25 protein-coding genes are annotated in these 23,735 nt (G+C 67.0%); 13 read left to right on the forward strand and 12 right to left on the reverse strand.

Translation table 11 applies throughout. The features are described 5' to 3' along the window. The first annotated feature begins 124 nt into the window (after window positions 1-124). Window positions 125-604, forward strand: coding sequence for a glutathione peroxidase (locus tag QZ853_RS14870; protein WP_295574694.1), 480 nt, complete (start codon window positions 125-127; stop codon window positions 602-604). A 59-nt stretch (window positions 605-663) separates the two neighbouring features. Here the strand turns inward: QZ853_RS14870 and QZ853_RS14875 are convergent, their stop codons facing one another. From QZ853_RS14875 to QZ853_RS14895, 5 genes are all read right to left on the reverse strand, one after another. Further along, window positions 664-1,221, reverse strand: a complete 558-nt coding sequence (locus QZ853_RS14875) for a TlpA disulfide reductase family protein (protein WP_295574697.1) — start codon at window positions 1,219-1,221, stop codon at window positions 664-666. 103 nt (window positions 1,222-1,324) lie between these two features. Then, window positions 1,325-2,104, reverse strand: coding sequence for a ferredoxin--NADP reductase (locus tag QZ853_RS14880; protein ID WP_295574700.1), 780 nt, complete (start codon window positions 2,102-2,104; stop codon window positions 1,325-1,327). A gap of 80 nt (window positions 2,105-2,184) precedes the next feature. Then, entirely contained in the window at window positions 2,185-4,038 is a 1,854-nt protein-coding gene (locus QZ853_RS14885) for an ABC transporter ATP-binding protein (protein ID WP_295574703.1), read from the reverse strand. A gap of 153 nt (window positions 4,039-4,191) precedes the next feature. Further along, on the reverse strand, window positions 4,192-4,641 hold the full coding sequence (locus QZ853_RS14890; protein WP_295574706.1) for a carboxymuconolactone decarboxylase family protein: 450 nt from the start codon (window positions 4,639-4,641) through the stop codon (window positions 4,192-4,194). Window positions 4,642-4,677: 36 nt separating this feature from the next. Next, entirely contained in the window at window positions 4,678-5,574 is an 897-nt protein-coding gene (locus QZ853_RS14895; protein ID WP_295574709.1) for an RNA polymerase sigma-70 factor, read from the reverse strand. Between the two features lie 160 nt (window positions 5,575-5,734). Between QZ853_RS14895 and QZ853_RS14900 the strand changes: the two genes are divergently transcribed. From QZ853_RS14900 to QZ853_RS14910, 3 genes are all read left to right on the forward strand, one after another. Further along, entirely contained in the window at window positions 5,735-7,252 is a 1,518-nt protein-coding gene (locus QZ853_RS14900; RefSeq protein WP_295574711.1) for a fumarate hydratase, read from the forward strand. 522 nt (window positions 7,253-7,774) lie between these two features. Next, on the forward strand, window positions 7,775-8,110 hold the full coding sequence (locus tag QZ853_RS14905) for a hypothetical protein (RefSeq protein ID WP_295574713.1): 336 nt from the start codon (window positions 7,775-7,777) through the stop codon (window positions 8,108-8,110). Between the two features lie 57 nt (window positions 8,111-8,167). Next, window positions 8,168-8,803, forward strand: a complete 636-nt coding sequence (locus tag QZ853_RS14910) for a glutathione S-transferase family protein (protein WP_295574716.1) — start codon at window positions 8,168-8,170, stop codon at window positions 8,801-8,803. A 163-nt stretch (window positions 8,804-8,966) separates the two neighbouring features. On the opposite strand, the gene arsC is transcribed toward QZ853_RS14910, so the two are convergent. The 3 genes from arsC to QZ853_RS14925 all read right to left on the reverse strand — a co-directional run bounded on the left by arsC (window position 8,967) and on the right by QZ853_RS14925 (window position 11,066). Continuing rightward, window positions 8,967-9,308: an arsenate reductase (glutaredoxin) gene (arsC, locus tag QZ853_RS14915; protein WP_295574718.1), complete on the reverse strand. Its 342-nt coding sequence runs from the start codon at window positions 9,306-9,308 to the stop codon at window positions 8,967-8,969. Next, complete coding sequence (locus tag QZ853_RS14920; RefSeq protein WP_295574720.1) at window positions 9,308-10,462, reverse strand: phospholipase A; 1,155 nt, start codon at window positions 10,460-10,462, stop codon at window positions 9,308-9,310. The genes arsC and QZ853_RS14920 overlap by 1 nt, the downstream gene beginning before the upstream one ends. Window positions 10,463-10,580: 118 nt before the next feature. Beyond that, window positions 10,581-11,066, reverse strand: coding sequence for a DUF456 domain-containing protein (locus QZ853_RS14925; protein ID WP_295574722.1), 486 nt, complete (start codon window positions 11,064-11,066; stop codon window positions 10,581-10,583). Window positions 11,067-11,301: 235 nt separating this feature from the next. On the opposite strand from QZ853_RS14925, the gene QZ853_RS14930 reads away from it, so the two are divergent. Beyond that, the gene (locus QZ853_RS14930) at window positions 11,302-11,511 is read left to right on the forward strand and encodes a cold-shock protein (RefSeq protein WP_046984344.1); all 210 of its coding nucleotides are present in this window, start codon (window positions 11,302-11,304) and stop codon (window positions 11,509-11,511) included. A 71-nt stretch (window positions 11,512-11,582) separates the two neighbouring features. Here QZ853_RS14930 and QZ853_RS14935 read toward each other — a convergent pair whose 3' ends face one another. Next, window positions 11,583-12,077 carry a glycine zipper 2TM domain-containing protein gene (locus QZ853_RS14935; RefSeq protein ID WP_005410289.1) on the reverse strand — a complete coding sequence of 165 codons (495 nt, stop codon included), beginning with the start codon at window positions 12,075-12,077 and terminating at the stop codon, window positions 11,583-11,585. Window positions 12,078-12,214: 137 nt separating this feature from the next. Beyond that, on the reverse strand, window positions 12,215-12,649 hold the full coding sequence (locus QZ853_RS14940) for a cytochrome c (protein ID WP_295574724.1): 435 nt from the start codon (window positions 12,647-12,649) through the stop codon (window positions 12,215-12,217). Window positions 12,650-12,728: 79 nt separating this feature from the next. On the opposite strand from QZ853_RS14940, the gene QZ853_RS14945 reads away from it, so the two are divergent. After that, window positions 12,729-13,556: a tRNA threonylcarbamoyladenosine dehydratase gene (locus QZ853_RS14945; RefSeq protein ID WP_295574727.1), complete on the forward strand. Its 828-nt coding sequence runs from the start codon at window positions 12,729-12,731 to the stop codon at window positions 13,554-13,556. Window positions 13,557-13,618: 62 nt separating this feature from the next. Here QZ853_RS14945 and QZ853_RS14950 read toward each other — a convergent pair whose 3' ends face one another. Together QZ853_RS14950 and QZ853_RS14955 are read right to left on the reverse strand one after the other, a co-directional pair. Next, complete coding sequence (locus QZ853_RS14950; protein WP_295574730.1) at window positions 13,619-14,392, reverse strand: TatD family hydrolase; 774 nt, start codon at window positions 14,390-14,392, stop codon at window positions 13,619-13,621. Further along, entirely contained in the window at window positions 14,389-14,604 is a 216-nt protein-coding gene (locus QZ853_RS14955; protein WP_295574732.1) for a DUF6116 family protein, read from the reverse strand. Before QZ853_RS14955 ends, QZ853_RS14950 begins: the two co-directional genes overlap by 4 nt. A 163-nt stretch (window positions 14,605-14,767) precedes the next feature. Between QZ853_RS14955 and QZ853_RS14960 the strand changes: the two genes are divergently transcribed. The 7 genes from QZ853_RS14960 to QZ853_RS14990 all read left to right on the forward strand — a co-directional run bounded on the left by QZ853_RS14960 (window position 14,768) and on the right by QZ853_RS14990 (window position 23,680). Beyond that, complete coding sequence (locus QZ853_RS14960) at window positions 14,768-15,610, forward strand: glycine zipper 2TM domain-containing protein (RefSeq protein WP_295574735.1); 843 nt, start codon at window positions 14,768-14,770, stop codon at window positions 15,608-15,610. A 124-nt stretch (window positions 15,611-15,734) separates the two neighbouring features. Further along, window positions 15,735-16,277 (forward strand): GNAT family N-acetyltransferase, encoded by a 543-nt coding sequence (locus QZ853_RS14965; RefSeq protein WP_295574737.1) that lies wholly within the window; start codon window positions 15,735-15,737, stop codon window positions 16,275-16,277. A gap of 103 nt (window positions 16,278-16,380) precedes the next feature. Continuing rightward, window positions 16,381-17,037, forward strand: a complete 657-nt coding sequence (locus QZ853_RS14970; protein WP_295574739.1) for a glutathione S-transferase family protein — start codon at window positions 16,381-16,383, stop codon at window positions 17,035-17,037. 62 nt (window positions 17,038-17,099) lie between these two features. Beyond that, entirely contained in the window at window positions 17,100-19,379 is a 2,280-nt protein-coding gene (locus QZ853_RS14975; RefSeq protein ID WP_295574741.1) for a transketolase C-terminal domain-containing protein, read from the forward strand. A 3-nt stretch (window positions 19,380-19,382) separates the two neighbouring features. Continuing rightward, on the forward strand, window positions 19,383-21,326 hold the full coding sequence (asnB, locus tag QZ853_RS14980; protein WP_295574744.1) for an asparagine synthase (glutamine-hydrolyzing): 1,944 nt from the start codon (window positions 19,383-19,385) through the stop codon (window positions 21,324-21,326). Window positions 21,327-21,392: 66 nt separating this feature from the next. Beyond that, window positions 21,393-21,953: an NAD(P)H-dependent oxidoreductase gene (locus tag QZ853_RS14985; protein WP_295574746.1), complete on the forward strand. Its 561-nt coding sequence runs from the start codon at window positions 21,393-21,395 to the stop codon at window positions 21,951-21,953. A gap of 296 nt (window positions 21,954-22,249) precedes the next feature. Then, on the forward strand, window positions 22,250-23,680 hold the full coding sequence (locus QZ853_RS14990; RefSeq protein WP_197583707.1) for a replicative DNA helicase: 1,431 nt from the start codon (window positions 22,250-22,252) through the stop codon (window positions 23,678-23,680). The last annotated feature ends 55 nt before the right edge of the window (window positions 23,681-23,735 follow it).

Consider the following 23,735-nt stretch of genomic DNA (forward strand, 5'->3'; position numbering starts at 1 on the left):
CGGCCGGTCGTGTGCCCACTTGTGTCAAAAGGCATGTTCACGCGCCGCGTTGCGGTAGCGCCACCCAAGGGGGGGCTGGCCCGCTACCATGGGCCAAAGCCCCCACCGCACAAGGCCCGCCAGCATGACCATCGCCTATGATTTCAGCTTCCGCGACCTCGACGGCCAGCCGCAGGCGCTGGATCAGTACCGGGGCCGTCCCTTGCTGCTGGTGAACGTGGCCAGCCGCTGTGGTTTCACCCCGCAGTACACCGGCCTGGAACAGCTGTGGCAGGACTACCGCGAACGTGGCCTGGTGGTGATCGGCTTCCCCTGCAACCAGTTCGGCGCGCAGGAGCCCGGTGATGCCGCGCAGATCCGCCAGTTCTGTTCGCTGGACTATCCGGTCAGCTTCCCGCTGTCGGAGAAGATCGAGGTCAATGGCGAGGGCGCCGACCCGCTGTGGGCGTGGCTGACGAGCGAGAAGCGTGGCCTGCTGGGAAGTGCCCGCATCAAATGGAATTTCAGCAAGTTCCTGATCGATCGCCAGGGACAGGTGGTGGCGCGGCATGCGCCGACCACCAAGCCGGAACAGCTGCGCGGTGAGATCGAAGCGCTGCTGTAACCGCCCGCGCCCTGCGGTAGCGCCGGGCCATGCCCGGCGTCGCTCGTGATTGCCGCCGCTCAGTTTCCTGCGGCCGCGCCCGCTTGGCGATTGCGCACCTCTTCGGGCAGCGCGTCGATGATCTCCTGCATGATCCGCGGCAGGCTGGCTTCGCTGTAGCCGCGATGGGCATGGGCGACCTGTCCATCGCGGCCGACGATGAACATGTGCGGCACGGCGACGATGCCGTACTGCTCGGCGAGCGCGCCGGCGGGATCATGCAGGTAGTCCAGCTTCGGCCAGTCACGCTGGCGGATCAGGCGGCTGACCTCCAGGCGGGATTCACCCCAGTTGACTGCGTATACCTTCAAAGCGTCCTCGCCGACCACCTGTTGCAGATGGGCCAGGATCGGCAGCTCCTTGCGGCAGGGCCCGCACCAGGACGCCCAGAAGGTGACGATCACCACTTTGCCGCGCTGATCGGCCAGATTGACCAGGTTGCCTTTGCGGTCATTGCCCAGCGCCTGCGGTGGGAGCTCGCCACGTGCGGGTGGGGCGGCCCATGCCGGAATGGCCGCCAGCAGGACGCAGACCAGCGCCCAAGCCCGCATCCAGTGCGGGAATCGTGTGTTTGTCATCCGTGTTGTCCCCTGTTAGGCATGCGCCCTGCGTGCTGCGGACAATGCCGCCAATCGAAGCGCCCTGCAGGCGGTGGCGAAGCCGCAGCCCCACCCCCGCCGCTTACTTCTCGACGAACGCGCGTTCGAACACGTAGTGGCCCGGCTGGCCGATGCGCGGCGAAACCTGGAAGCCACGTGCGTCGAGCACCGCGCGCAGGTCGGCCAGCATCTGCGGGCTGCCGCAGATCATCGCGCGGTCGCTCTCCGGGTTCAGTTCCGGCAGGCCGAGGGTGCGCTGCATCTCTCCGCTTTCCATCAGCGAGGTCAGGCGGCCTTGGTTGGCGAACGGCTCGCGGGTGACCGCCGGGTAGTACAGCAGCTTGTCGCCGATCATCTCGCCGAGGAACTCGTGCTCACGCAGTTCCTTCTCGAAGTAATCACGGTAGGCCAGGTCCTTTTCGTAGCGCACGCCGTGGCAGAGGATCACCTTCTCGAAGCGCTCGTAGGTCTCCGGGTCCTTGATCACCGACAGCCACGGTGCCATGCCGGTACCGGTGCCCAGCAGGTAAAGGTTCTTGCCGGGGTGCAGGTCGCTGATCAGCAGGGTGCCGGTGGGCTTCTTGCCGACCAGCACCTTGTCGCCCGGCTTGATGTGCTGCAGGCGCGAGGTCAGCGGGCCGTCCTGCACCTTGATGCTGAAGAACTCCAGGTGCTCTTCCCAGTTGGCACTGGCGATGGAGTAGGCGCGCAGCAGCGGCCGAGCCTCGGTTTCCAGGCCGATCATCACGAACTGGCCGTTCTCGAAGCGGAAACCGCTGTCGCGGGTGAGGGTGAAGCTGAAGTAGGCGTCGGTCCAGTGACGGACCTCAAGCACCGTTTCGGCGCCGAAAGCGGAGGACATGGGCGTATCTATCGGAAGTCGTCTGGGGTGATTCTATCTCAAATGAGACAGGTTCTCATTAGGCGGAACGAGAGGCGTTCTCAGCGGTAGCCGGCCGCCTGCAGCTCGAACAGCTCGGCATAACGGCCGCCTTCGGCCATCAGCTGCTCATGGGTGCCGCTGGCCTCGATCCGGCCTTCGGCCAGCACCAGGATACGATCGGCCATGCGTACCGAGGAGAACCGGTGGGAAATCAGCACGGCGGTGCGATTATCCGCCAGTTCCCTGAACCGCTGGAACACCTCGAACTCACTGCGCGCATCCAGCGCCGCAGTGGGTTCATCCAGGATCATCACCTGCGCATTGCGCATCCACGCGCGAGCGATTGCGATCTTCTGCCACTGGCCACCGGACAGGTCCACGCCCTGCTTGAAGCGGCGCCCGATCAGCTGGTCGTAGCCGCCGGGCAGTGCGTGGATCACGTCCTCGGCCATGCCACGCCGGGCGGCATCTGCGATACGCGCCTGGTCGTCCATCGCTTCGACCAGGCCGACACCGATGTTCTCGCCGGCGGTCAGGTTGTAACGCACGAAGTCCTGGAAGATCACTCCCAGGTTGGCGCGCAGGTCATCCAGGTCGTAATCGCGCAGGTCGCGGCCATCGAGCAGGATGCGGCCTTCGTCGGGCTCATACAACCGCGCCAGCAGCTTGACCAGGGTGGTCTTGCCGGCGCCGTTCTCACCGACCAGGGCCAGCACTTCGCCCGCATGCAGCTGGAAATCGAGATGGCGCACCGCCCATTGCTCTGCATCGGGATAGCGGAATCCGACATTCTCGAATACGAAGCCCTGGCGGATCGGCTGCGGCACGGCCACGGCGTTGTCGCGCGAGTGGATTTCCGGCTGTATCTGGAAGAACGAATACAGATCGTCCAGGTACAGCGCCTGGCTGGCTACCTGCGAAAAACCGATCAGCAGGCCTTCCAGCAGCTGGCGCAGGCGCAGGAAACTGCCGGCCAGGAAGGTCAGATCACCAATGCTGAAATCCCCGCGCACGGTGCGCCAGGCGATGTACGCATAGGCGGCGTAATAGCCCAGCGTGCCCAGCGCCGCCAGCAGCGTGCCCCAGAACGCGCGCCGCCGTGCCAGCGCACGGTTGGCCAGGAACAGCGCCATCGACAGCCGGCGGTAGCGCTCCACCAGGAAGCGGTGCAGGTTGAAGATCTTTACTTCCTTGGCCGTTTCCACGCTGGCCCCGAGCTGGCGCAGGTAGTCCAGCTGGCGGCGCTCGGGTGTCCACAGGAAGTTGAGGCTGTAGCCGGCCGCATTGAAGTGCGATTCGCCGATGAACGCTGGTACCAGCGCCATTGCCAGCAGCACGATCAGCCAGGGCGCGTAGACCAGCAGGCCCACGGCCAGGCTGACCACGGTGATCGCATCCTGCACCTGGCCGAACAGCTGGCTCATCAGGTTCATGCGGCCCATGGTCTGGCGACGGGCACGGTCCAGCTTGTCCTGCAGGTCGGGGTCTTCGAAGTCCTCCAGGTCCAGCGTGGCCGCGTGCTCCATCAGCCGCACGCTGGTGGCGTTGGCGAACAGTTCCGACAGCAGCGCATCGGCATAGCTCACCAGCCGCCCCAGCAGATCCGAGGCGATGGCCAGGCCGAATTCCAGTGCCAGCAGCCCCAGCAGTGGATTCAGCAGCCCGCTGGACAGCGCTTCGCTCAGCGGCGGGAAGCCGGCACCGTGCTGGCTCAGGTGCAGGGCGGTATCGATGATCAGCTTGCCCACGTACAGCATCGCCACCGGCAGCAGCGCACGGATCACGCGCAGGCCGAGGCTGGCCAGGGTCAATGCCGGGCTGGTCTGCCACACCTGGCGCAGGAACGGCGGCAGGTTGCGCATGGCCTTGAAGCGCTGGCGCAGGCTGGGTTTCTTTTCGGAGGCGGCGGGCATTCACCTATTGTGCGCGCCTGGGTCGTGCAGAAGGGGTCAGTGCAGGCGTGCGGCTTGGGGTCAGATCCCTTTGCCATGCAATGGGATCTGACCCCGTTGCATCCACGCATGGCGTGGATCTACCGCGGCGGAGGGATCTGACCCCGGTGGGAATTATGGCAGTGGCGGCAGCAGGCCGGCACCCAGCCGGTTCCAGGCATTGATCACGGCGATGCCCATGCTCAGGTCGCTGATGCCCTTCTCATCGAAGTGCGGGGCCAGCGCATCGAATGCGGCCTGTGACGGCGCGCCGTCGGTCAGCCGGGTCAGGTCCTCGGCCCAGCCCAGCGCGGCACGCTCGCGCGCATCGTAGAAACGGCTTTCATGCCACGCCGGCAGCGTGTCCAGCTTGCGTGGCTCGATGCCGCCCTTGCGCAGCGCGGTGCCGTGCATGTCCATGCAGTAGCCGCAGCCGTTGAGCTGGGACACGCGCAGGAACACCAGTTCCATCAACGTCGGGTCGATCGAGCTGTCATGCACCGCCTTGCTGGTGGCCAGCAGGCCCTTGAAGGCATCGGCGGCCAGGCGGGTGTAGGGAACGCGGGGAAAGGTATGGTCGGACATGTTCGGCTCCACGGCGGCCACGATGGCCGCCTTTCGCTACCAGGACGCCGCCGCGCCCGCCGTCGTGACAACCGCAGACAGCTTTTCCGGATTCAGCACGCTGTAGACCTGGGTGATGCGTCCATCCACCACCTCTACCGTGGTGACCGAGTGCAGGCGCTGGCCATCGAAGCGCAGGATGGCCGGTTCGCCGTTCACATAGCCCAGCTGCGCGGTGTGGCCCAGGCCGCGTTGGGCAATGGCCCAGAACAGGCGACCGATGCGTTCGGCGCCCAGCAGCGGCCGGATCGCGGCGGTGACCACGCCGCCGCCATCGGACACCAGCCGCGCATTGGCATGCAGCAGGGCCTGCACGGCCTGGCTGTCGCCCTGCTGGGTGGCGTGCATGAAGCGCGCCAGCAGCTCCCGGTGCTGCCGCGCATCGGCATTGAAGCGCGGGCGCCCGGCCTGCAGTCGCTGCCGGGCCCGATGCACCAGTTGGCGGCAGTTGGCCTGGCTATGGCCGATCAGCCCGGCGATCTCGGCATAGTCATGCTCGAACACTTCCTTGAGCAGGAAGGCCGCCCGTTCCTCAGGACCCAGCTGTTCCAGCAGCGTCAGGAAGGCCACCGAGACATCGTCAGCCAGCGCCAGGCGCTGCGCCGGGCCGGGGGCCGGGTCGGGCTCCAGGCTGATCGCCAGTGGCTCGGCCAGCCAAGGGCCCACGTAGTGCGCGCGCTCGCGCCGGGCCGCACGCAGGCGGTCCAGCCCCAGCCGGGTGGTGGCGGTCACCAGCCATGCCTCGGGATCGCGCACGCTGGCTGGGTCGGCGCCGGACCAGCGCAGCCAGGCGTCCTGCACCACGTCTTCGGCATCGGCACGGCTGCCCAGCAGGCGGTAGGCCAGCGCCATCAGGCGCGGGCGGTGGGTCTGGAAGGTCGATTCAACATTCATGTCGGCAAGGACGCCAGAGGGGGTGGGGGCGTGACAGAGGGGTTGGGGGCAGGCCTCTTTCCACAGGGACCGGCTCTGACCCCTGCGAATCTACGCGCACTCGGCGGAGGGGGTAAAATGAGCGGATTACCCCCGCCAGCCTCGAGCAAGCGAGCAAGCCGTGACATCGATCAAGCAGGAAGACCTCATCCAGTCCATCGCCGACGCGCTGCAGTACATCTCGTACTACCACCCGGTCGACTACATCAAGAACCTCGCCGCCGCGTATGAGCGCGAAGAGTCGCCGGCCGCGAAGGAAGCGATGGCCCAGATCCTGATCAATTCGCGGATGTGCGCCGAAGGCCACCGGCCGATCTGCCAGGACACCGGCATCGTCACCGTGTTCCTGGAAATCGGCATGGACGTGCGCTGGGACGACGCCACCATGGGCGTGGAAGACATGGCCAACGAAGGCGTGCGCCGTGCCTACATGCATCCGGACAACAAGCTGCGCGCCTCGGTGCTGGCTGATCCGGCCGGCAAGCGCATCAACACCAGGGACAACACCCCGGGCGTGGTCAACGTCAAGGTGGTGCCGGGCAATACGGTCGACGTGATCGTCGCCGCCAAGGGCGGTGGTTCGGAAGCGAAGACCAAGTTCGCCATGCTCAACCCGTCCGACTCCATCGTCGACTGGGTGCTGAAGACCGTGCCGACCATGGGCGCCGGCTGGTGCCCGCCGGGCATGCTCGGCATCGGCATCGGTGGCACCGCCGAGAAGGCGATGCTGCTGGCCAAGGAAGCGCTGATGGAGCCGATCGACATCACTGAGCTGCAGGCCCGTGGTGCCTCCAACCGCATCGAAGAGCTGCGCCTGGAGCTGTATGAGAAGGTCAACGCGCTGGGCATCGGCGCACAGGGCCTGGGCGGCCTGACCACCGTGCTCGACATCAAGATCAACGATTACCCGACCCACGCGGCCAATCTGCCGGTGGCGATGATCCCGAATTGCGCGGCCACCCGCCACGCGCACTTCACCCTGGACGGCAGCGGCCCGGTGATGCTGGACCCGCCGTCGCTGGAAGACTGGCCGAAGCTCACCTACGACGCATCCAAGGGCACCCGCGTGGATCTGGACACGATCACCCCGGAAGACGTGGCCAGCTGGAAGCCCGGCCAGACCCTGCTGCTGAACGGCAAGCTGCTGACCGGCCGCGACGCCGCGCACAAGCGCATGGTCGACATGCTCAACAAGGGCGAGGCGCTGCCGGTCGATCTGAAGGGCCGCTTCATCTACTACGTCGGCCCGGTCGACCCGGTGCGCGACGAAGTGGTGGGCCCGGCCGGTCCGACCACCGCCACCCGCATGGACAAGTTCACCCGCCAGGTGCTGGAGCAAACCGGCCTGCTGGGCATGGTCGGCAAGGCCGAGCGTGGCCCGGCGGCCATTGAGGCCATCCGTGACAACAAGTCGGCCTACCTGATGGCCGTCGGTGGTTCGGCCTACCTGGTGTCCAAGGCGATCAAGGCGGCCAAGGTGGTCGGCTTCGCCGACCTGGGCATGGAAGCGATCTACGAGTTCACCGTGCAGGACATGCCGGTGACCGTGGCGGTCGACTCCACCGGCGAGTCGGTGCACAAGACCGGCCCGCGCGAATGGCAGGCCCGCATCGGCAAGATTCCGGTGGTGGTGGAGTAAGTCTCCAGCTTCCGTTTCACGCAACGGCGCCCGTGTGGCGCCGTTGTTGCAGGCCGCCGTGGATCGCGTGCTCTGCTAACGTGCTGTCTGGCATGCTGGAAGGGAGTCCACGTGCTGCAGTGGTCGCGTGTTTTCGTGTTGCTGGTCGCTGTGCCGGCGTGTCGGCCTGCGAGAGCCAGAAGGCGGCGTGCGACTTCCACAACCGCGCCCGTGCCGAGTCGGATCAGCGGAGTTGCGAAAGCGAAAAGAGCCGGATCATCAGCGGTTGCAGTGGTATTGCCGACGACAAGCAGCGGCACAACTGCGAAGGGGCAACGGTGCCGGCAGCTATTGCGGCCCCCGGCGCTTCCTTCATGCGGTGCTCCGTACGCCCACTGCCTGCTCTCCTGCGGCGGCACCGTGAATGAAATCCGCTCCGGCACCGGTGTTCCCGTGTACTGATCGAAGGCGTGTGTGGATGCCTGCACGAGCAACCACAGTCTGCTAGGGTCCGCACATTACATTCCTGTACTGGATGTGCCCATGCGCCTGCATCGATCCGTCGCGTCTGTGTTCCTGCTGGTCCTGGCCGGTTGCAGCACAACCTCATCCTATGAAGGTGCGGATTTCTCCGCGTCCGCGCACTGCCGCATGCAGTGCCAGGCCAGCCATCGCAGCTGTATGGCGCAGGGCAGCAGCGGCAACAGTGCCTTCAGCTGCGAGCAGCAGGTGGTGCCCGCGCCGGACAAGCGCTGCAAGGACGTCGCCAACCCCGAGCTGCGCCGTGCCTGCGAACTGAAGACGCACGACTGCACGATGCGCGCGCCGATGATGTCCTGTGGAGAGCGCCGGGATTCGTGCATGAGCACCTGCGGTTGAACGCAGCGGCATCGCCGGGCGCATAATCGGCGGATCCACCCACACAGGATCCGCCGCATGAGCACCACGCTGTATGGTTCGACCAGTACTGCCGCGCTGGTGGTGCATTGGCTGCTGATCGAGCTGGGCATCGAGCACGAACTGGTGCTGCTGGACTTTGACCGGCGCGAGCACAAAGCGGCCGGGTATCTGGCGCTGAATCCGGCCGGCGTGGTGCCTACGCTGATGATCGACGGCGCGGTACTGACCGAAGCGGCAGCCATCGCGCTGTACCTGGCCGACCGTCATCCGGAAGCTGGCCTGCTGCCGGCGCTGGGCACGCCGCAGCGTGGCGATGCCTACCGCTGGATGTTCTGGTGCGCCAATACGCTGCAGCCGGCCTACCGTGCCTGGTTCTATCCGCACGAAGTGGCGGGCGAGGAGAACGTCGAGGCCAGCCGCGAGATGGCGCGGCAGCGGCTGGAGTCGGCCTGGCAGCATGTGGCGACCCACCTGCAGGCGCACGGGCCGTACCTGCTGGGCGCCGCGCCGTGTGTGGTCGACTACATGCTGGTGATGCTGATGCGCTGGTCGCGCAACATGCCGACACCGAGTGACCGCTGGCCGGTGCTCAAGGCACATGCCACCTCGATGAAGGCGCGCCCGGCCTTTGCCGAGGTCTATCGCCGCGAGGGGATCACCGACTGGCTGTAAGCCAGTCGGATGGGGGCGGGGACCCGTCCGGGCAGAGTCGACTGTCAGTGGACCGCCACACGCAGTGCGGGCGTTTCCGCGAACGAATCCGAAGGATTGGGGGGGGAGTCGGCCAACAGTCGACTCTACCAACAGGCTTCGCTACGCCGCGACCGCGGGCGGATTACAGGATCTCCAGCACCGTTTCCGGTGGCCGGCAAAGGCGCGTGCCCTTGTCCGTGCGCACCACCGGCCGGTTGATCAGGCGCGGTTGTTCGGCCATCGCCGCCAGCAGGGTGGCGTCGTCGGCGCCGTCCAGGCCGAGTTCGGCGAACTGCGGCTCCTTGCTGCGCGCCAGCGCCTGTGCGCTCAGGCCGGATTCGGCCAGTACCTGGCGCAGGGTCGCCGCGTCCGGCGGGCTGTCCAGGTAGTCGATCACTACCGGCTCGAAGCCGGCATCACGGATCAGCTTCAGCGCGCCGCGCGAGTTGCTGCAGGCCGGGTTGTGCCAGATCGTCACGTCCATCAGAACCACTCCAGCAGGGACACGCCCACGCCGACATAGGTGGCCTTGTGGTTATAGTCGATCAGGCTTTCGCCGTAGCCATCGAAGACCTGCACGTGGCCGCGCAGCAGGTTGCTGATCGGGAAGCCATAGTCCAGCTGCAGCGCGCCATGCGAGCGGCTGCCGGATCGCAGCGAATGGCGCGCCATCAGCGAGACTTCGTGGCCGTTGCGGTTCCAGATCAGGGTCGCGTCACCGCGGCCCATGTAGTCGTCGATGTCCGGATTGTTGTCGTCACTGCGGGTCTCAGGAATGCGGTACCACGGGCGCAGCACCAGGGCCCAGTTCTCGCGGTCCAGGCCGACGTTGAGCATCACCCGGTTCCAGCTGCGCGACAGCGGGTCGGCGCGGCCGTTGGACTGGTGGTTCAGCGCGATGCCGGTCATGCGGCCGCGCCAGCCCCCGATCGAGTAGCCGTTGCGGAACACCATCATCACTTCCGGCTCGTAGTTGGTTTCGCGGAACGGGCGCGAATCCTCGCCGTTGTAGGCCTGCCAGCGCGAGCTCTGCGTGTAGCCGGCCCAGATGTCGCCGTTGTCGCCGAACAGGTTCTCGGCGATCTTGGTCTTGAAGCTGATCTGGAACTTCAGCTCGGTGCTGTCCAGCACCTGCGGCGTGGTGACTGTGTTTGCCGGGTTCGGCGAGTGCGGGGTGGTGTTGCGGTCACTGGTCCAGAAGGCAGGCAGCAGGTACACCGGCTTGTAGGCGCGCAGCTGGAACGGCCCGAGTTTGGAGTCTTCGGCCAGCTCCCAGCGGCTGTCCAGCAGCGACCCGCGACCGGCATTGGCCAGCGCACTGTCCGGCGTGGCCGCGCGGAACAGGTCGCCGACCCGTTCGCGCAGCTTTTCCTCGCCCTGGCTCAGGCGCGTGCTCTGCCGTTCCTCGCGGCGGGCCTGGGCAGCGGCTTCGGCAGCGGCGTCGGCCTCGGCCGTGGCCTGAGGGGTGCGCCCGAACTGGCGGTCATAACAGGCCAGGCGAGCGGCGTCGGTGGTGATCGCCGCGCACGCCGTCGGCGAGGCGTCGGCGCTCGGCGCGAACTCCTGGGCGGCCAGCGGCATGCTGGCCAGGGCCAGCGCCAATGGGGCGAGGCGGGGAAGCAGCGGAAGGAGGGTCATTGCAGCAGGCCCTTCAGTGAATTCGGGAATCGCACAGTGTGGAGGCTGCGCCGCATCGCGGCCAGCCCCACGGTTTATGCACGTCTACCGCGTGCGCGCGGCGTGAAGGCCGCATGGGTTACAGGAACCAGGCGAAGGCGAACAGGCCGAGCATGGCGATCACCACCGCCAGTTTCAGCGCCAGGCCGAGCAGAATGCCCAGCCAGGTCGCCAGGCCCACTCTGGTCGAGCGTCCCAATTGGCGGGTATGCCAGTACTCGCCGAGCAGGGCGCCGATCAGCGGCCCGGCAAACAACCCGATCGGCATGAAGAACAGGCCGACGATGCTGCCGGCGAAGGTGCCCCACAGCGCCTTGCGGCTGGCGCCGACCCGTTGCGCGCCGACCACGGTTGCCAGCACGTCCACCAGGAGCGAGAGCAGGGTCAGTGCACCCAGCGCGACCAGAGTCGGCCAGCCGACATGGGCAAAGCCGTCGGCCCAGGCGGCCAGCAGCAACCCGATGAACACCAGCGGCACGCCGGGAAGGGCCGGCAGCACAATGCCAGCGATGCCAACAAGGACAAAAATGACCGCTAGCAGATACAAGATGAATGAGAGTCCCATGCTGATCCGTATGGTCGCCGTTTTGGGGTTGACAGTGAAAGATTTTGCCAGTTGCTTTTTCGTTTTGGGCGGGTTAAGTTGCAGTCGCTGAGCTTGGCAAGGTCACCGTGGATCGTGGCCTGATGAAGCAAGATCTTCCCGATCCGCTGCATCGATGCACCTCGCTTCCCCCTTGCTTGTCAGCCGCCCACCAGGCGTATCCAACAACAAGAGAGAGTCAAAGGGAGTTAGTGAGATGGCTGATCGCGAGACCGGTACCGTGAAGTGGTTCAATGATGCGAAGGGCTTCGGCTTCATCAGCCGGCAGAATGGCGAGGACGTGTTCGTGCACTTCCGCGCCATCGAGACCCAGGGCTTCAAGAGCCTCAAGGAAGGCCAGGCCGTTACGTTTGAAGTCGTGCAGGGCCAGAAGGGCCTGCAGGCTGACAAGGTGCAGCCGGCGTAACACCTGCCGCATTCCGGCATCAAAAAGGCCCGCGCAAGCGGGCCTTTTTCGTTTCCGCGGCCTGCTGCAGGTCAGCGCAGGATGACCTTGCCGTTGACCACGCGCACATAGGTGTTCTCGCGGATGCCGCCGAGGTCGCGCTGGTTGACCACGATGGTGCGGCCATCATCCATGCGCACGCTGATATCGTAGGTATCGCTGGTGACGTTCTTCTGGATCTGGTTGCCGGCCAGCGCGCCACCGACCGCGCCTGCAGCGGCGGCGATGTTCTTGTTGCCACGGCTGCCGCCGGTGTGGTCGGAGATCTCATGGCCTGCCACGGCGCCGACGATACCGCCGAGGATGGCGCCGGTCGCGCTGGGCGCGGTGCGGCCGGACGGCACGGTGTTGATGCGGGTGACGATGCCGCAGTCGGCGCAGCGGCCCTGGTTGTACCCGCCGTTGTTGCCGTAGCCGCCATTGTTGTAGCCGTTGTTGTAACCACCGCCGCCGTAACCGGGCGAGGTGGCACAGCCTGCCAGGGCGAGGGTAGCAATGGCGCTGGCAGCGATGAGCTGGATCTTCATGGGGCGTCTCCTGGCCGTGAAGGCGGGTGTGATTGGGTGGCACTGCGTCATGCAGCAGGGTGGACGAATCCTCTCCTTTCGAACGTGAACAAGGTGCCAATCAGGCGTGTGTAGTCCGGCTGCAGGATGAATGCGCCTCAGCGGAAGTCCTGGTGGCAGGCACGGCAATCGGCCTGCACGGTGTCCACCACCTTGGCCAGCGCTGCGCAGTCGCTGGGCGGTGCGGCCAGTGCAGCATTGAGGTTGCCGCGCAGCTGGCTGGCGTGCTGCTGGAACCGGGCATTGTCCTTCAGCCCCGGAAAGGCCAGGTCGAGGTCGTTGGACAGCAGGCGCACGGCCTGCAGCCGCGGCACGCTGTCGGCCAGGCTGCAGCGGTTCTGCTGCTGGGCCTGCTGCAGCAGCTGCGATTGCCGCTGCATCACCTGCATCAGGCTGTCCGGGAACGGATCGCGTCGGGCTTTCAGGGCACGGCCGACCATCACCGTGGCGACCAGGCCGATCAGCAGGCCCAGGCAGAGCATGAAGACATAGCGGTGGGCGGTGGAGATGCGGCGGGGCGGGCTGGCGTTCATGCGGGCTCTCCGGGCGTGCAACAGTGGGTTCGGTGCCGGCGCGCTGCAGGCGCTGGCGGCTGCACGTTAAAATAGCCGGATGAACGAACAGGTCAAACAACGCTTCGCCGGCATCGAACGGCTGTATGGCGTGGGTGCGCTCGAGCGCCTGCAGGGCAGCCGCGTGGCGGTGGTCGGCATGGGCGGGGTCGGCTCGTGGGTGGTGGAGGCGCTGGCGCGCTCGGCGGTCGGCCATCTGACCCTGATCGATGCCGATGACATCTGCGTGTCCAACACCAACCGGCAGCTGCCGGCGATGGAAGGCAACTACGGCCGCAACAAGGCCGAGGCGATGGCCGAGCGCTGCCGCGCGATCAACCCGGATATCGGCGTTGATGCGGTGCAGGCGTTCCTGACCGTCTCCAACATGGCCGACCTGCTGGACCGGGGCTTCGACCTGGTGATCGATGCCTGCGACAGCTTCCGGGTCAAGGTCGAGACGATTGCCTGGTGCCGCCGCCGCAAGCTGCCGCTGCTGACCGTGGGCGCTGCCGGGGGGCGCACCGATCCGACCCTGGTCCGCATCCGCGATGTCTCGCGCACCGAACACGACGCCATGCTGGCGCTGATCCGCAAGAAGCTGCGCAGCGAATTCAATTTCCCGAAGAACGCCAAGCGCTATTTCGGCGTGCCGGCGGTGTACTCGCTGGAAAACGTGAAGTACCCGCAGGCCGATGGCAGCGTCTGTGGCCTGCGCCCGAACCTGGGCGCCGATGCGGCGCTGAAGCTGGATTGCGGCGCCGGCCTGGGCGCAGCCACGCACATCACTGGCGCGTTCGCGTTCGCCGCGGTGGGCAAGGCGCTGGAGATGCTGCTGGAGCCGAAGAAGGTGAAGGCTGAGGTGACCGAGGCCCACGCCGACGCATGACGATGGTGCCGGCCGCTGGCCGGCATACGCTGCAGCGTGCCAACCAGGGTCGGCACCTACCGTTACAACGCCGGCAAAGCGAACAGCCGTCGCGCGTTCTCCGTGGTGGCCTGTGCCACCGCGTCCAGCTCCATTCCGCGCAGTGCAGCCACGTGGCGGGCGATGACCGCCAGCCGCGCCGGCTCGTTGCGCTGGCCACGGATGCCGGCGTCGGGCTGGTCCGGTGCGTCGGTTTCCAGCAACAGCTGCTCCAACGGCATTTCGCGCACCAGCCGTTGCAGGCGCTGCGCCCGCACGTAGGTCAGCGGACCGCCCAGACCCAGCAGGAAGCCCAGCCTGTGCAGCTGCGCGGCCTGTTCCGGGCTGCCGGAAAAGCTGTGCACCACCCCGCGCAGGCCGCCGATGCGGCGAATCGCCGCGATCACCGCGTCCACCGCGCGACGCGCGTGCACGATCACCGGCAGCTCGAATTCACGGGCCAGTTCCAGCTGGCCGATGAAGTACGCCTGCTGTGCCTCGGCATCCAGGCCCTCGACGAAGAAATCCAGCCCGCACTCGCCGATCGCGCAGGGCCGTTCGCGCTCGATCCATTCGCGCAGCAACGGCAGATGCTCGGGCCGATGCGCGGCCAGGAACATCGGGTGCAGGCCATAGGCCGGGTACAGCCCGGGTGCCTGCCGGCATACGTCGCGCAGCTTCGGCCAGCTTTCGGCGGTCACGGCAGGTACCACCTGCACGCGCACGCCCGCCGCGCCTGCGCGCTCGATCACCGCCGTGCGGTCAGCATCGAACTCGCTGGCATCCAGGTGGCAATGGCTGTCGACCAGCAGGTTCAACGCTGTTCCAGCGGTGGCGGCGTCGCGGTGTTGCGGCTTTTCCAGTTGGCCAGCAGCAGGGTGCCCAAGCCTAGCACCAGTTCATCGACGAATAGGATCGGGTCCGGGATAAACAAGGTCAGAACGAACAGGCCGGCGGTGAGCTTGAACAGGGTGGGGTAGCGCAGCCGGCGGGCCCATTGCAGTACCGGCAGCAGCATCGGGTTGGCCATGGCGGACGTCCTCGTAGGGAATATGCAAACGCTACCACGGACCCAGGATTTCCCGATGCTGAATGGGTTACCGCAATGAGCAGGAAATGTGGAGATTCCGTTCAGGCAGCCCATGCTGCAATCTGGCCCGACAACGTTGCGGACGGTCCGCAAGGAGCAGGTCATGAAAAGCACAACTACAACTGTCCTGGTCGCAGCGGGCGCGCTGCTGGTGGGTGGCATCGCCACTGCCGCCTTCATGAAGAGCGGCAGCACGTCGCCCGAATCCATCAGCGCCGGAACCCCAAACGGTGAGTCGCGCCTGGTCGACGGCGCTGCCGCCGACGATGGCGCGCGTGCCGACAAGCTGGACCCGTCCGCACCGCGCGGGCTCGAATACGCCGATGTGCTGAAGGTCGACCCGATCACCGAAAAGCAGAAGGCCTACGCCACCGTGATCGGCACCGATCCGGTACGCGAGACCTCCACCACGCAGACCCCGCATGAAGTCTGCGAGGACGTGACCGTGCAGGAACGCCTGCCGGAGCGTGACGGCAACGTCGGTGGCACCGTGGTCGGCGCCGTGGTTGGTGGCCTGCTCGGCAACCAGGTTGGCGGCGGCAACGGCAAGAAGGCCGCGACCGCAGCGGGTGCCGTGGCGGGTGGCTTCATCGGCAACCAGATCGACAAGCGCCACGTCGGTGGCCGCGTGGTCAACCGTACCGAGCGCCAGTGCCATACCGAGACCGCCACCTCGGAGTCGAGCCGCGTCACCGGCTACAACGTGACCTACCGCAATGAGGATGGCACCACCGGCACCATGCGCATGGCCAGCAAGCCGGGCACCCGCATTCCGATGGGCACCAACGATGTGGTGAAGGGTTACAACGTGACCTACCGCTATGACGGTGCAGAGAAGACCGTGCGCCTGGACAACAAGCCGGCCAGCGATCGCCTGCCGGTGGTCGACGGCCAGCTGGTCACCCAGACCGCTGCGGCCGGCGCCACCGCCGCGACCCGCCAGTAATTCCGGCGCAGCGCGCAGTACCGAACGGGCCGGCATCTGCCGGCCCGTTTCGTTGTACGCGGCGGTATTCATCCGCACGGCGAAGGAATACACCATCATGGAGTCCCTTCGACAAGGAGTCGGCATGAGCATCTTCGACCTGCGCTTGGAAACCGAGCGGCTGATCCTGCGCCCGCTGCTGCGCGAGGACTACGAACCCTACCTGGCGTTCTGTGCCGACGAGGACACGATGCGCACCCTGGGCGGGGTGCAGCACCCGTCGGTGGCCTGGCGTGGCTTCTGCAGCCTGGCCGGTGCCTGGCAGCTGTTCGGCTTCTCGATGTTCAGCGTGATCGAGAAATCCAGCGGCGACTGGATTGGACGGATGGGCCCCTGGCAGCCGCAGGACTGGCCGGGCACCGAGGTGGGTTGGGGCATCCGTCATGCCAGCTGGGGCCGGGGCTATGCGCCGGAAGCGGCGGTGGCGGCGATCGACTGGGCCTTCGACACGCTGGGCTGGGACGAGGTGATCCATACCATCGCCGAGAACAACGAGAACTCGCGGGCCGTGGCGCGCAAGCTCGGCAGCACGCTGTTGCGCATGGGCGAATTGCCGCCGCCCTACAATGACAAGCCGATGCAGATCTGGGGCCAGTCGCGCGAACAATGGCGGCAACGCGTGCGCTGAATGTCGGGGTGCCGCCCCCATGCTGCACCCGCGCTTGGCATTCACCTGCGCACTTGCCAGACTGCACGCAGCCGGCCGCCGGCCGGATCCGATGGAGCAGGCAATGGTGGAAGAGCGCGTTCCGTTGACCGTGCATGGCATGTCGGTCTCGGGCAATTGCCACAAGGTACGCCTGCTGCTGGAGCAACTCGGCAGCCGCTACCGCTGGGTGGAAGTGGACAGTGCCCATGGCCAGACCCACACCCCCGAATTTCTGGCGTTGAATCCGAACGCGAAGGTGCCGCTGATCGTCCGCGACGATGGTCGCGTGCTGACCGAATCCAACGCGATCCTGTTCTGGCTGGCCGAAGGCACGCCCTACCTGCCCAGCGATGGCTGGGAGCGCGCGCAGGCGTTGAGCTGGATGTTCTTCGAGCAGTACACGCATGAGCCGTGCGTGGCAGTGGCGCGCTTCATCCGTGGCTGGACCGCGTTGGATTCGCCGCGCCGCGCCGAACTGCCACGCCTGCAGCAGCGGGCGGCCGATGCGCTGGCGGTGATGGAGCAGCACCTGCGCCAGGCGCAGTGGTTCACCGGCCGCGGGTACGGCATCGCCGACATCGCCCTGTTCGCCTACACCGACGTGGCAGGCGAGGGCGGCATCGGCCTGGAGTCGTTCCCGGAAGTACGCGCGTGGCTGCAGCGGGTACGTGCGCAGCCGCGCTTCACGCCGATGCCGGCGGTGACCGCCGAGGTGCGCGCACGCTTCGAGGCCGCGTGAAATCCACACAGTAGCGCCGGGCCATGCCCGACGGAAGGCAGCAACGACACGGAGGGTGTTCGATGTTCGCTGTGGTCCCAGATCCGATTCCGGCGCGCATGCGCGTGCTCAACCGCGCCGAGGTGTGCGACGTCAATTTTCTCGAGGCGCTGCGCGGCTGGCGCGGCAGCCCGCGCCCGCGTCCGGCGCCGGATGCGCCGATCCTGCCGGGCAGCACGCTCAGCGCCGCCGCGTTCGGCGAACTGTTCGATTCGCAGCTGGCCAGCCGCCAGCTCGACTTAATGGCGCGCGTGCTGCGCGTGCAGAACAAGGTCTTCTACACGATCGGTTCGTCCGGCCACGAGGGCAATGCGCTGCTGGCGCGGGCCTGCCGGCATACCGATCCGGCGTTCCTGCACTATCGTTCCGGCGCCTTCATGGCCGAGCGTTCGCGACAGGTGCCGGGCATCGATCCGTTGCGCGATGCCGCGTTGTCATTCGCCGCCAGCGCCGACGATCCGGCCAGTGGCGGCCGCCACAAGGTGTGGGGCAGCAAGCCGCTGTGGGTGCTGCCGCAGACCTCGACGATCGCCTCGCACCTGCCGAAGGCGCTGGGCACCGCACTGGCCATCGAGAGCGGCAAGCGCTTGGGGCAGGCGCTGCCGGTTCCGGCCGACAGCATCGTGCTGTGCTCGTTCGGCGATGCTTCGGCCAACCACGCGACCGCGCAGACCGCGTTCAACACTGCGATGTGGTCGGCTTACCAGAAACTGCCGGCACCGATCCTGTTCGTGTGCGAGGACAACGGCCTGGGCATTTCCGTGAAAACGCCCGACGGCTGGATTGCCGAGCGCTTCAGCCGGCAACCCGGGCTGGACTATTTCTTTGCCGATGGCCTGGACCTGGCCGTCGGCCACGCCCAGGTACAGGCGGCGGTGGCGCACTGCCGGCGCACCCGGCGCCCGACCTTCCTGCACCTGCGCACCACGCGCCTGATGGGCCATGCCGGCACCGATTTCGAAGTGGAATGGCGCGCGCTGCCGGAGCTTTGCGCGGCCGAAGCGAGCGACCCCCTGCTGCGCTCGGCGCAGATTGCGCTGGAGTCCGGCTGGATGGATGCTGCGGCCATCGAGGTCGCCTATGAAACGATGCGCGCGCGCTGCATGGCCGCTGCCGCCGATGCCGAAGGCGGCGCGAAGCTGTGCTCGCTGCAGGAGGTGATGGCTCCGCTGGCACCTTACACGCCCGCGGCGGTGCAGGCCGAGGCGCAACGCGCGGTGGCCGCCGAAACCCGCGAGGCGCTGTACGGCGGTGCCGAGGCGTTGCCGGAACGCCAGGCGCCACGGCACCTGGCCATCCAGATCAACCACGGCCTGCAGGAGCTGCTGGCCAAGTATCCGCAGAGCCTGTTGTTCGGCGAGGACGTGGCGCAGAAGGGCGGCGTCTACACGGTCAGCAAGGACCTGCTGCGCCGCTTCGGCCCGCGCCGGGTGTTCAACACGCTGCTGGACGAGACCATGATCCTGGGCATGGCCCAGGGCCTGGCCAACATGGACATGCTGCCGATCCCGGAGATCCAGTACCTGGCCTACCTGCACAACGCCATCGACCAGCTGCGTGGCGAGGCCTGTTCGCTGCAGTTCTTCTCCAACGACCAGTACCGCAACCCGATGCTGGTGAGGGTGGCGGGGCTGGGCTACCAGAAGGGTTTCGGCGGCCACTTCCACAACGACAATTCGATCACCGCGCTGCGCGATATCCCGGGCCTGGTGGTCGGCTGCCCGTCGCGCGGCGACGATGCGGTGATGATGCTGCGCACGCTGGCGGCGCTGGCGCGGGTGGATGGACGGGTGGCCGTGTTGCTGGAGCCGATCGCGTTGTACATGAGCAAGGACCTGCACGAGCCCGGTGACGGCCAGTGGCTGTTCGACTATCCCGCGCAGGGCTTGGCTCTGGTGCCGGGCGAGGGCCGCGTGTACGGCCCGCAAGGCGAAGACCTGGTGGTCTACACCTATGGCAACGGCGTGCCGATGGCGCTGCGCGCCGCGCGTGCGATCGAGCAGCAGCTGGGCTGGCAGGTGCGGGTGGTCGACCTGCGATGGCTGGTGCCGCTGGACGCCGGCTTCATCGCCGCGCAGGCCGCCAGCGCCCGGCGCGTGCTGGTGCTGGATGAGGGCCGCCACAGTGGCGGGGTCGGCGAGGGCGTGGTCACCGCGCTGGTCGAGGCGGGGTTCGGCCATCTGCCGCTGCGCCGGGTCTGTGGTGCCGATACCTATACGCCGCTGGCAGGGGCAGCAATGTTCGGGCTTCCAAGCGACAATGCGGTGATTGGCGCCGCCCTCGATCTGGCGCAGGAAGCTTGATGCATGTGTGGATTGGCGGGAATGTTGTTGCCGGCGCCGATGGCGTCGGCCGAGGTGCTGCAGGCGCAGGTCCTGGCCATGGGCCAGGCGCTGCAGCATCGCGGACCGGATGATGGTGGCTGCTGGGTCGATGCCGGAGCCGGCATCGCGCTGGCGCACCGCCGCCTGAGCATTCTCGACCTGTCCCCGCTGGGCCACCAGCCGATGGCCTCGGCCGACGGCCGCTATGTGATGGCCTACAACGGCGAGGTCTACAATTTCGCCACCCTGCGCGCCGAACTGGAGCCGCTGGGGCATACCTTCCGTGGCCACTCCGATACCGAAGTGCTGCTGGCGGCGATCCTGCAGTGGGGCATGGAAGACACCCTGCAGCGCTGCAACGGCATGTTCGCCATCGCGCTGTGGGACCGCCAGCAACAGTGCCTGTGGCTGGCCCGCGACCGCGTCGGCAAGAAGCCGCTGTACTACGGCTGGGCCGGTGACACGCTGGTGTTCGGCTCGGAACTGAAGGCGCTTTGGCAGCATCCGTCCTTCGACAACGACATCGACCGCGATGCGCTGACCCTGCTGCTGCGGCTGGATTACATCCCGGCACCTCACAGCATCCACCAGCGCTGCTACAAGCTGATGCCGGGCCGCGTGCTGCGCCTGGATGCCGAAGCCGTGGCGGCGGGCGCGGCCGCGCATCGCCCGGAGCAGGCGCAGCGCCCGTTCTGGGATGCGCGTGCGCGCATGCAGGCGGCGCTGGCGGCCCCGTTCCAAGGCCGCATCGAGGAGGCCGAAGAACAGCTGGACACGCTGCTGCGCGATGCGGTGGCGCTGCGCATGGTGGCCGACGTGCCGGTGGGCGTGTTCCTGTCCGGCGGTACCGATTCGTCACTGGTGGCCGCGCTGATGCAGGCCCAGAGCGGGCAACCGGTGCACAGCTTCAGCATTGGTTTCACCGATTCAGGCCACGACGAGGCGCCGCTGGCCAAGGAACTGGCCACCCACCTGGGCTGCGACCACACCGAGCTGTATGTCAGCGGCGCCGATGCCCTGGCCGTGGTCCCGCAGTTGCCGGCGATGTTCGATGAACCCTTCGCCGATGCCTCGCAGGTGCCGACCGCGCTGGTCGCACGGCTGGCACGGCAGGGCGTCACCGTGGCGCTGTCCGGTGACGGCGGCGACGAACTGTTCTTCGGCTATACGCGCTATGTGCGCGCGCTGCGCAACTGGCAGATGCTGGGACGGGTACCCGCTCCGCTGCGGCGCTGGATGGGCGCTCGCGCCCAGCAGCAGGGCGAGGCCTCGCGGACCGGCGGCTTGGCCGCGCTGCTGGCCGAGTCCGGCGCACGCGGCATCGGCGATGTGTATCGCAACCGCATCTCGCGCTGGCGCGATCCAGCGGCGGCAGTGCCGGGCGCGCAGGCGGCCGGCAGCTTCTACGACCTGGCCGACCCGCTGCACGGCGCCGGCACGCCGGCCGACGCGATGATGCTGGCCGATTACGTGACCTACCTGCCGGACGACCTGCTGTGCAAGGTTGACCGGACCTCGATGGCGGTCAGCCTGGAGGCGCGTGCGCCGCTGCTGGACTGGCGCGTGGCCGAGTTCGCCTGGTCGCTGCCGCTGGGCTTCAAGCGCAGTGAAACCACCAGCAAGGTGCTGCTCAAGCGCGTGCTTGGCCGCTACGTGCCGCAGTCGATGGTGCACCGACCCAAGCGCGGTTTCGGAGCGCCGGTCAGCGATTGGCTGAAGGGCGACCTGCGACCGTGGGCGGAGGACCTGCTGCAGCCGGCACGCCTGGAGCGCGAAGGCGTGCTGTCGGCGGCGGCGGTGCAGCCGTTGTGGCAGCAGTTCCTGGGCGGCCAGCGCAAGTGGCATACCCACCTGTGGAACGTGCTGATGTTCCAGGCCTGGCAGGCGCATTGGCGGCAAGTGCGGGCCAGCGTGACCGGGGGCTGATCTTCACCGGACGGCACGGGCCCGGCGTCTAGGCTGGGCCTCCCGCACCGTGAGGAGTATGTTCCTATGTCCGTCCCCACCATCGCCGTGTTCGTCGGCAGCCTGCGCAAGGATTCCTGCAACCGCAAGCTGGCCCATGCGCTGGAGAAGATCGCCGGCGACCGCGCGCGCTTCCAGTACGTGCAGATCGGCGACCTGCCGCTGTACGACCAGGATTTCGATGGCCACTATCCGCCGCAGGGCACCCGCTTGAAGGATCAGGTGCGTGCGGCCGACGCCGTGCTGTTCGTGACCCCGGAGTACAACCGGTCGGTACCGGGCGTGCTGAAGAACGCCATCGACATCGGCTCGCGCCCGTATGGCGACAGCGCGTTTGCCGGCAAGCCGGCGGCGGTGATCGGTGCCTCGATCGGCCAGATCGGTACTGCCGTGGCCCAGCAGCACCTGCGCAACACCCTGGCGTTCCTTGACATGCACGTGCTCGGCCAGCCGGAGGCGTTCATCCACTTCAAGGACGGCCTGATCGATGCTGACGGCACGATCCACAATGAAGGCACGCAGAAGTTCCTGCAGGGCTACGTGGACCGCTTCCTGGCGCTGATTGCGGTGCACGTCAAGGGCGATTGAGGCCGATGGAGTCAGAGCCGTCTGCGTTGCAGAGGGCTCTGGCTCCACGTCCCTGAGCGCGTCGGCACCGGTGTACTGTGCCGGCTCCGACCCGGGCCGCCTGATCTGCGATAATGCCCGGCTCGGGCGCCGCAACGGTGCCCATCGCAGGCATTGCGACAGTCCCACGCCAGAATGGCCAGGCACCGGCGGATATCCCCCGTTCTTCCACGGCTTATCCACAGGCTTGTCCATGGCTGCCGGGGTCGGCGCATGCCTACACTGGTCCGGCCCACTTTCGCAGGAAACACCGCAGCATGTCCGCTCGTTCCGGCTTCCGTTCCAACCGCAGAGAGCGCGGTGATGGCTTCGATCGTGATCGCGACGAGTCGCGCATCGACCAGTTGCGGGTGCCTCCGCATTCGGTGGAAGCCGAGCAGGCGGTGCTGGGTGGCCTGATGCTGGCGCCGGAGGCCTATGACCGGGTCAACGACCAGCTGACCGAGGGCGATTTCTACCGCCGCGACCACCAGATGATCTACCGCGCGATCCGCGAGCTGTCCGAGCGCGAGCGGCCGTTCGATGCGGTGACCCTGGGCGAGTGGTTCGAATCACAGGGCAAGCTGGAACTGGTCGGCGATGGCGCCTACCTGATCGAGCTGGCCAGCACCACGCCGTCGGCGGCCAACATCGTGGCCTATGCCGAGATCGTGCGTGACAAGGCGGTGCTGCGGCAGCTGATCCAGGTCGGCACCGACATCGTCAACGATGGCTTCCAGCCCGAAGGGCGCGACAGCAGCGAACTGCTGGCCTCGGCGGAAAAGAGCGTGTTCGCCATCGCCGAACAGGGCGCACGCGGCCGTACCGACTTCGTGGCCATGCCCGGGGCGCTGAAGGACGCCTTCGAGGAGCTGCGCAACCGCTTCGAGAACGGCGGCAACATCACCGGCCTGCCAACCGGCTATACCGATTTCGATGCGATGACCGCCGGCCTGCAGCCGACCGACCTGATCATCCTGGCCGCGCGCCCGGCGATGGGCAAGACCACCTTCGCGCTGAATATCGCCGAGTACGCGGCGATCAAGTCGAAGAAGGGCGTGGCGGTATTCTCGATGGAAATGTCGGCCTCGCAGCTGGCGATGCGCCTGATCTCCTCCAACGGCCGCATCAACGCGCAGCGCCTGCGTACCGGCCAGCTGGAAGACGAGGACTGGAGCCGGGTCACCAGCGCGATCAAGATGCTGAAGGAAACCAAGATCTTCATCGACGATACGCCGGGCGTGTCGCCGGAGGTGCTCCGTTCCAAGTGCCGCCGCCTCAAGCGCGAACACGACCTGGGCCTGGTGGTGATCGACTACCTGCAGCTGATGAGCGTGCCGGGCAACAGCGAGAACCGCGCGACCGAAATCTCGGAAATCTCGCGTTCGCTGAAGGGCCTGGCCAAGGAACTGCACGTGCCGGTGATCGCGCTGTCGCAGCTCAACCGCTCGCTGGAAACGCGTACCGACAAGCGCCCGGTGATGGCCGACCTTCGCGAATCGGGCGCAATCGAGCAGGACGCGGACATGATCGTGTTCATCTACCGCGACGATTACTACAACAAGGAAAACTCGCCGGACAAGGGCCTGGCCGAGATCATCATCGGCAAGCACCGTGGTGGCCCGACCGGTTCGTGCAAGCTGAAGTTCTTCGGCGAGTACACCCGCTTCGACAACCTGGCCCACGACTCGGTCGGTTCGTTCGAATGACCGTGGTGCCGGCCGCTGGTCGGCGCCCCTGGCCGGCAGACCATTCGAAACGGCA

This window comes from uncultured Stenotrophomonas sp., assembly GCF_913778665.1.
Taxonomy (GTDB): Bacteria; Pseudomonadota; Gammaproteobacteria; order Xanthomonadales; family Xanthomonadaceae; genus Stenotrophomonas.

What these genes read in the sequence shown, in the direction of transcription:
- QZ853_RS14870 (WP_295574694.1), top strand. Translation starts at nt 125, where the DNA reads ATGACCATCGCCTATGATTTCAGCTTCCGCGACCTCGACGGCCAGCCG.
- QZ853_RS14875 (WP_295574697.1), bottom strand. Translation starts at nt 1,221, where the DNA reads ATGACAAACACACGATTCCCGCACTGGATGCGGGCTTGGGCGCTGGTC.
- QZ853_RS14880 (WP_295574700.1), bottom strand. Translation starts at nt 2,104, where the DNA reads ATGTCCTCCGCTTTCGGCGCCGAAACGGTGCTTGAGGTCCGTCACTGG.
- QZ853_RS14885 (WP_295574703.1), bottom strand. Translation starts at nt 4,038, where the DNA reads ATGCCCGCCGCCTCCGAAAAGAAACCCAGCCTGCGCCAGCGCTTCAAG.
- QZ853_RS14890 (WP_295574706.1), bottom strand. Translation starts at nt 4,641, where the DNA reads ATGTCCGACCATACCTTTCCCCGCGTTCCCTACACCCGCCTGGCCGCC.
- QZ853_RS14895 (WP_295574709.1), bottom strand. Translation starts at nt 5,574, where the DNA reads ATGAATGTTGAATCGACCTTCCAGACCCACCGCCCGCGCCTGATGGCG.
- QZ853_RS14905 (WP_295574713.1), top strand. Translation starts at nt 7,775, where the DNA reads ATGCGCCTGCATCGATCCGTCGCGTCTGTGTTCCTGCTGGTCCTGGCC.
- QZ853_RS14910 (WP_295574716.1), top strand. Translation starts at nt 8,168, where the DNA reads ATGAGCACCACGCTGTATGGTTCGACCAGTACTGCCGCGCTGGTGGTG.
- arsC (WP_295574718.1), bottom strand. Translation starts at nt 9,308, where the DNA reads ATGGACGTGACGATCTGGCACAACCCGGCCTGCAGCAACTCGCGCGGC.
- QZ853_RS14920 (WP_295574720.1), bottom strand. Translation starts at nt 10,462, where the DNA reads ATGACCCTCCTTCCGCTGCTTCCCCGCCTCGCCCCATTGGCGCTGGCC.
- QZ853_RS14925 (WP_295574722.1), bottom strand. Translation starts at nt 11,066, where the DNA reads ATGGGACTCTCATTCATCTTGTATCTGCTAGCGGTCATTTTTGTCCTT.
- QZ853_RS14930 (WP_046984344.1), top strand. Translation starts at nt 11,302, where the DNA reads ATGGCTGATCGCGAGACCGGTACCGTGAAGTGGTTCAATGATGCGAAG.
- QZ853_RS14935 (WP_005410289.1), bottom strand. Translation starts at nt 12,077, where the DNA reads ATGAAGATCCAGCTCATCGCTGCCAGCGCCATTGCTACCCTCGCCCTG.
- QZ853_RS14940 (WP_295574724.1), bottom strand. Translation starts at nt 12,649, where the DNA reads ATGAACGCCAGCCCGCCCCGCCGCATCTCCACCGCCCACCGCTATGTC.
- QZ853_RS14945 (WP_295574727.1), top strand. Translation starts at nt 12,729, where the DNA reads ATGAACGAACAGGTCAAACAACGCTTCGCCGGCATCGAACGGCTGTAT.
- QZ853_RS14955 (WP_295574732.1), bottom strand. Translation starts at nt 14,604, where the DNA reads ATGGCCAACCCGATGCTGCTGCCGGTACTGCAATGGGCCCGCCGGCTG.
- QZ853_RS14960 (WP_295574735.1), top strand. Translation starts at nt 14,768, where the DNA reads ATGAAAAGCACAACTACAACTGTCCTGGTCGCAGCGGGCGCGCTGCTG.
- QZ853_RS14965 (WP_295574737.1), top strand. Translation starts at nt 15,735, where the DNA reads ATGAGCATCTTCGACCTGCGCTTGGAAACCGAGCGGCTGATCCTGCGC.
- QZ853_RS14970 (WP_295574739.1), top strand. Translation starts at nt 16,381, where the DNA reads ATGGTGGAAGAGCGCGTTCCGTTGACCGTGCATGGCATGTCGGTCTCG.
- QZ853_RS14975 (WP_295574741.1), top strand. Translation starts at nt 17,100, where the DNA reads ATGTTCGCTGTGGTCCCAGATCCGATTCCGGCGCGCATGCGCGTGCTC.
- asnB (WP_295574744.1), top strand. Translation starts at nt 19,383, where the DNA reads ATGTGTGGATTGGCGGGAATGTTGTTGCCGGCGCCGATGGCGTCGGCC.
- QZ853_RS14985 (WP_295574746.1), top strand. Translation starts at nt 21,393, where the DNA reads ATGTCCGTCCCCACCATCGCCGTGTTCGTCGGCAGCCTGCGCAAGGAT.
- QZ853_RS14990 (WP_197583707.1), top strand. Translation starts at nt 22,250, where the DNA reads ATGTCCGCTCGTTCCGGCTTCCGTTCCAACCGCAGAGAGCGCGGTGAT.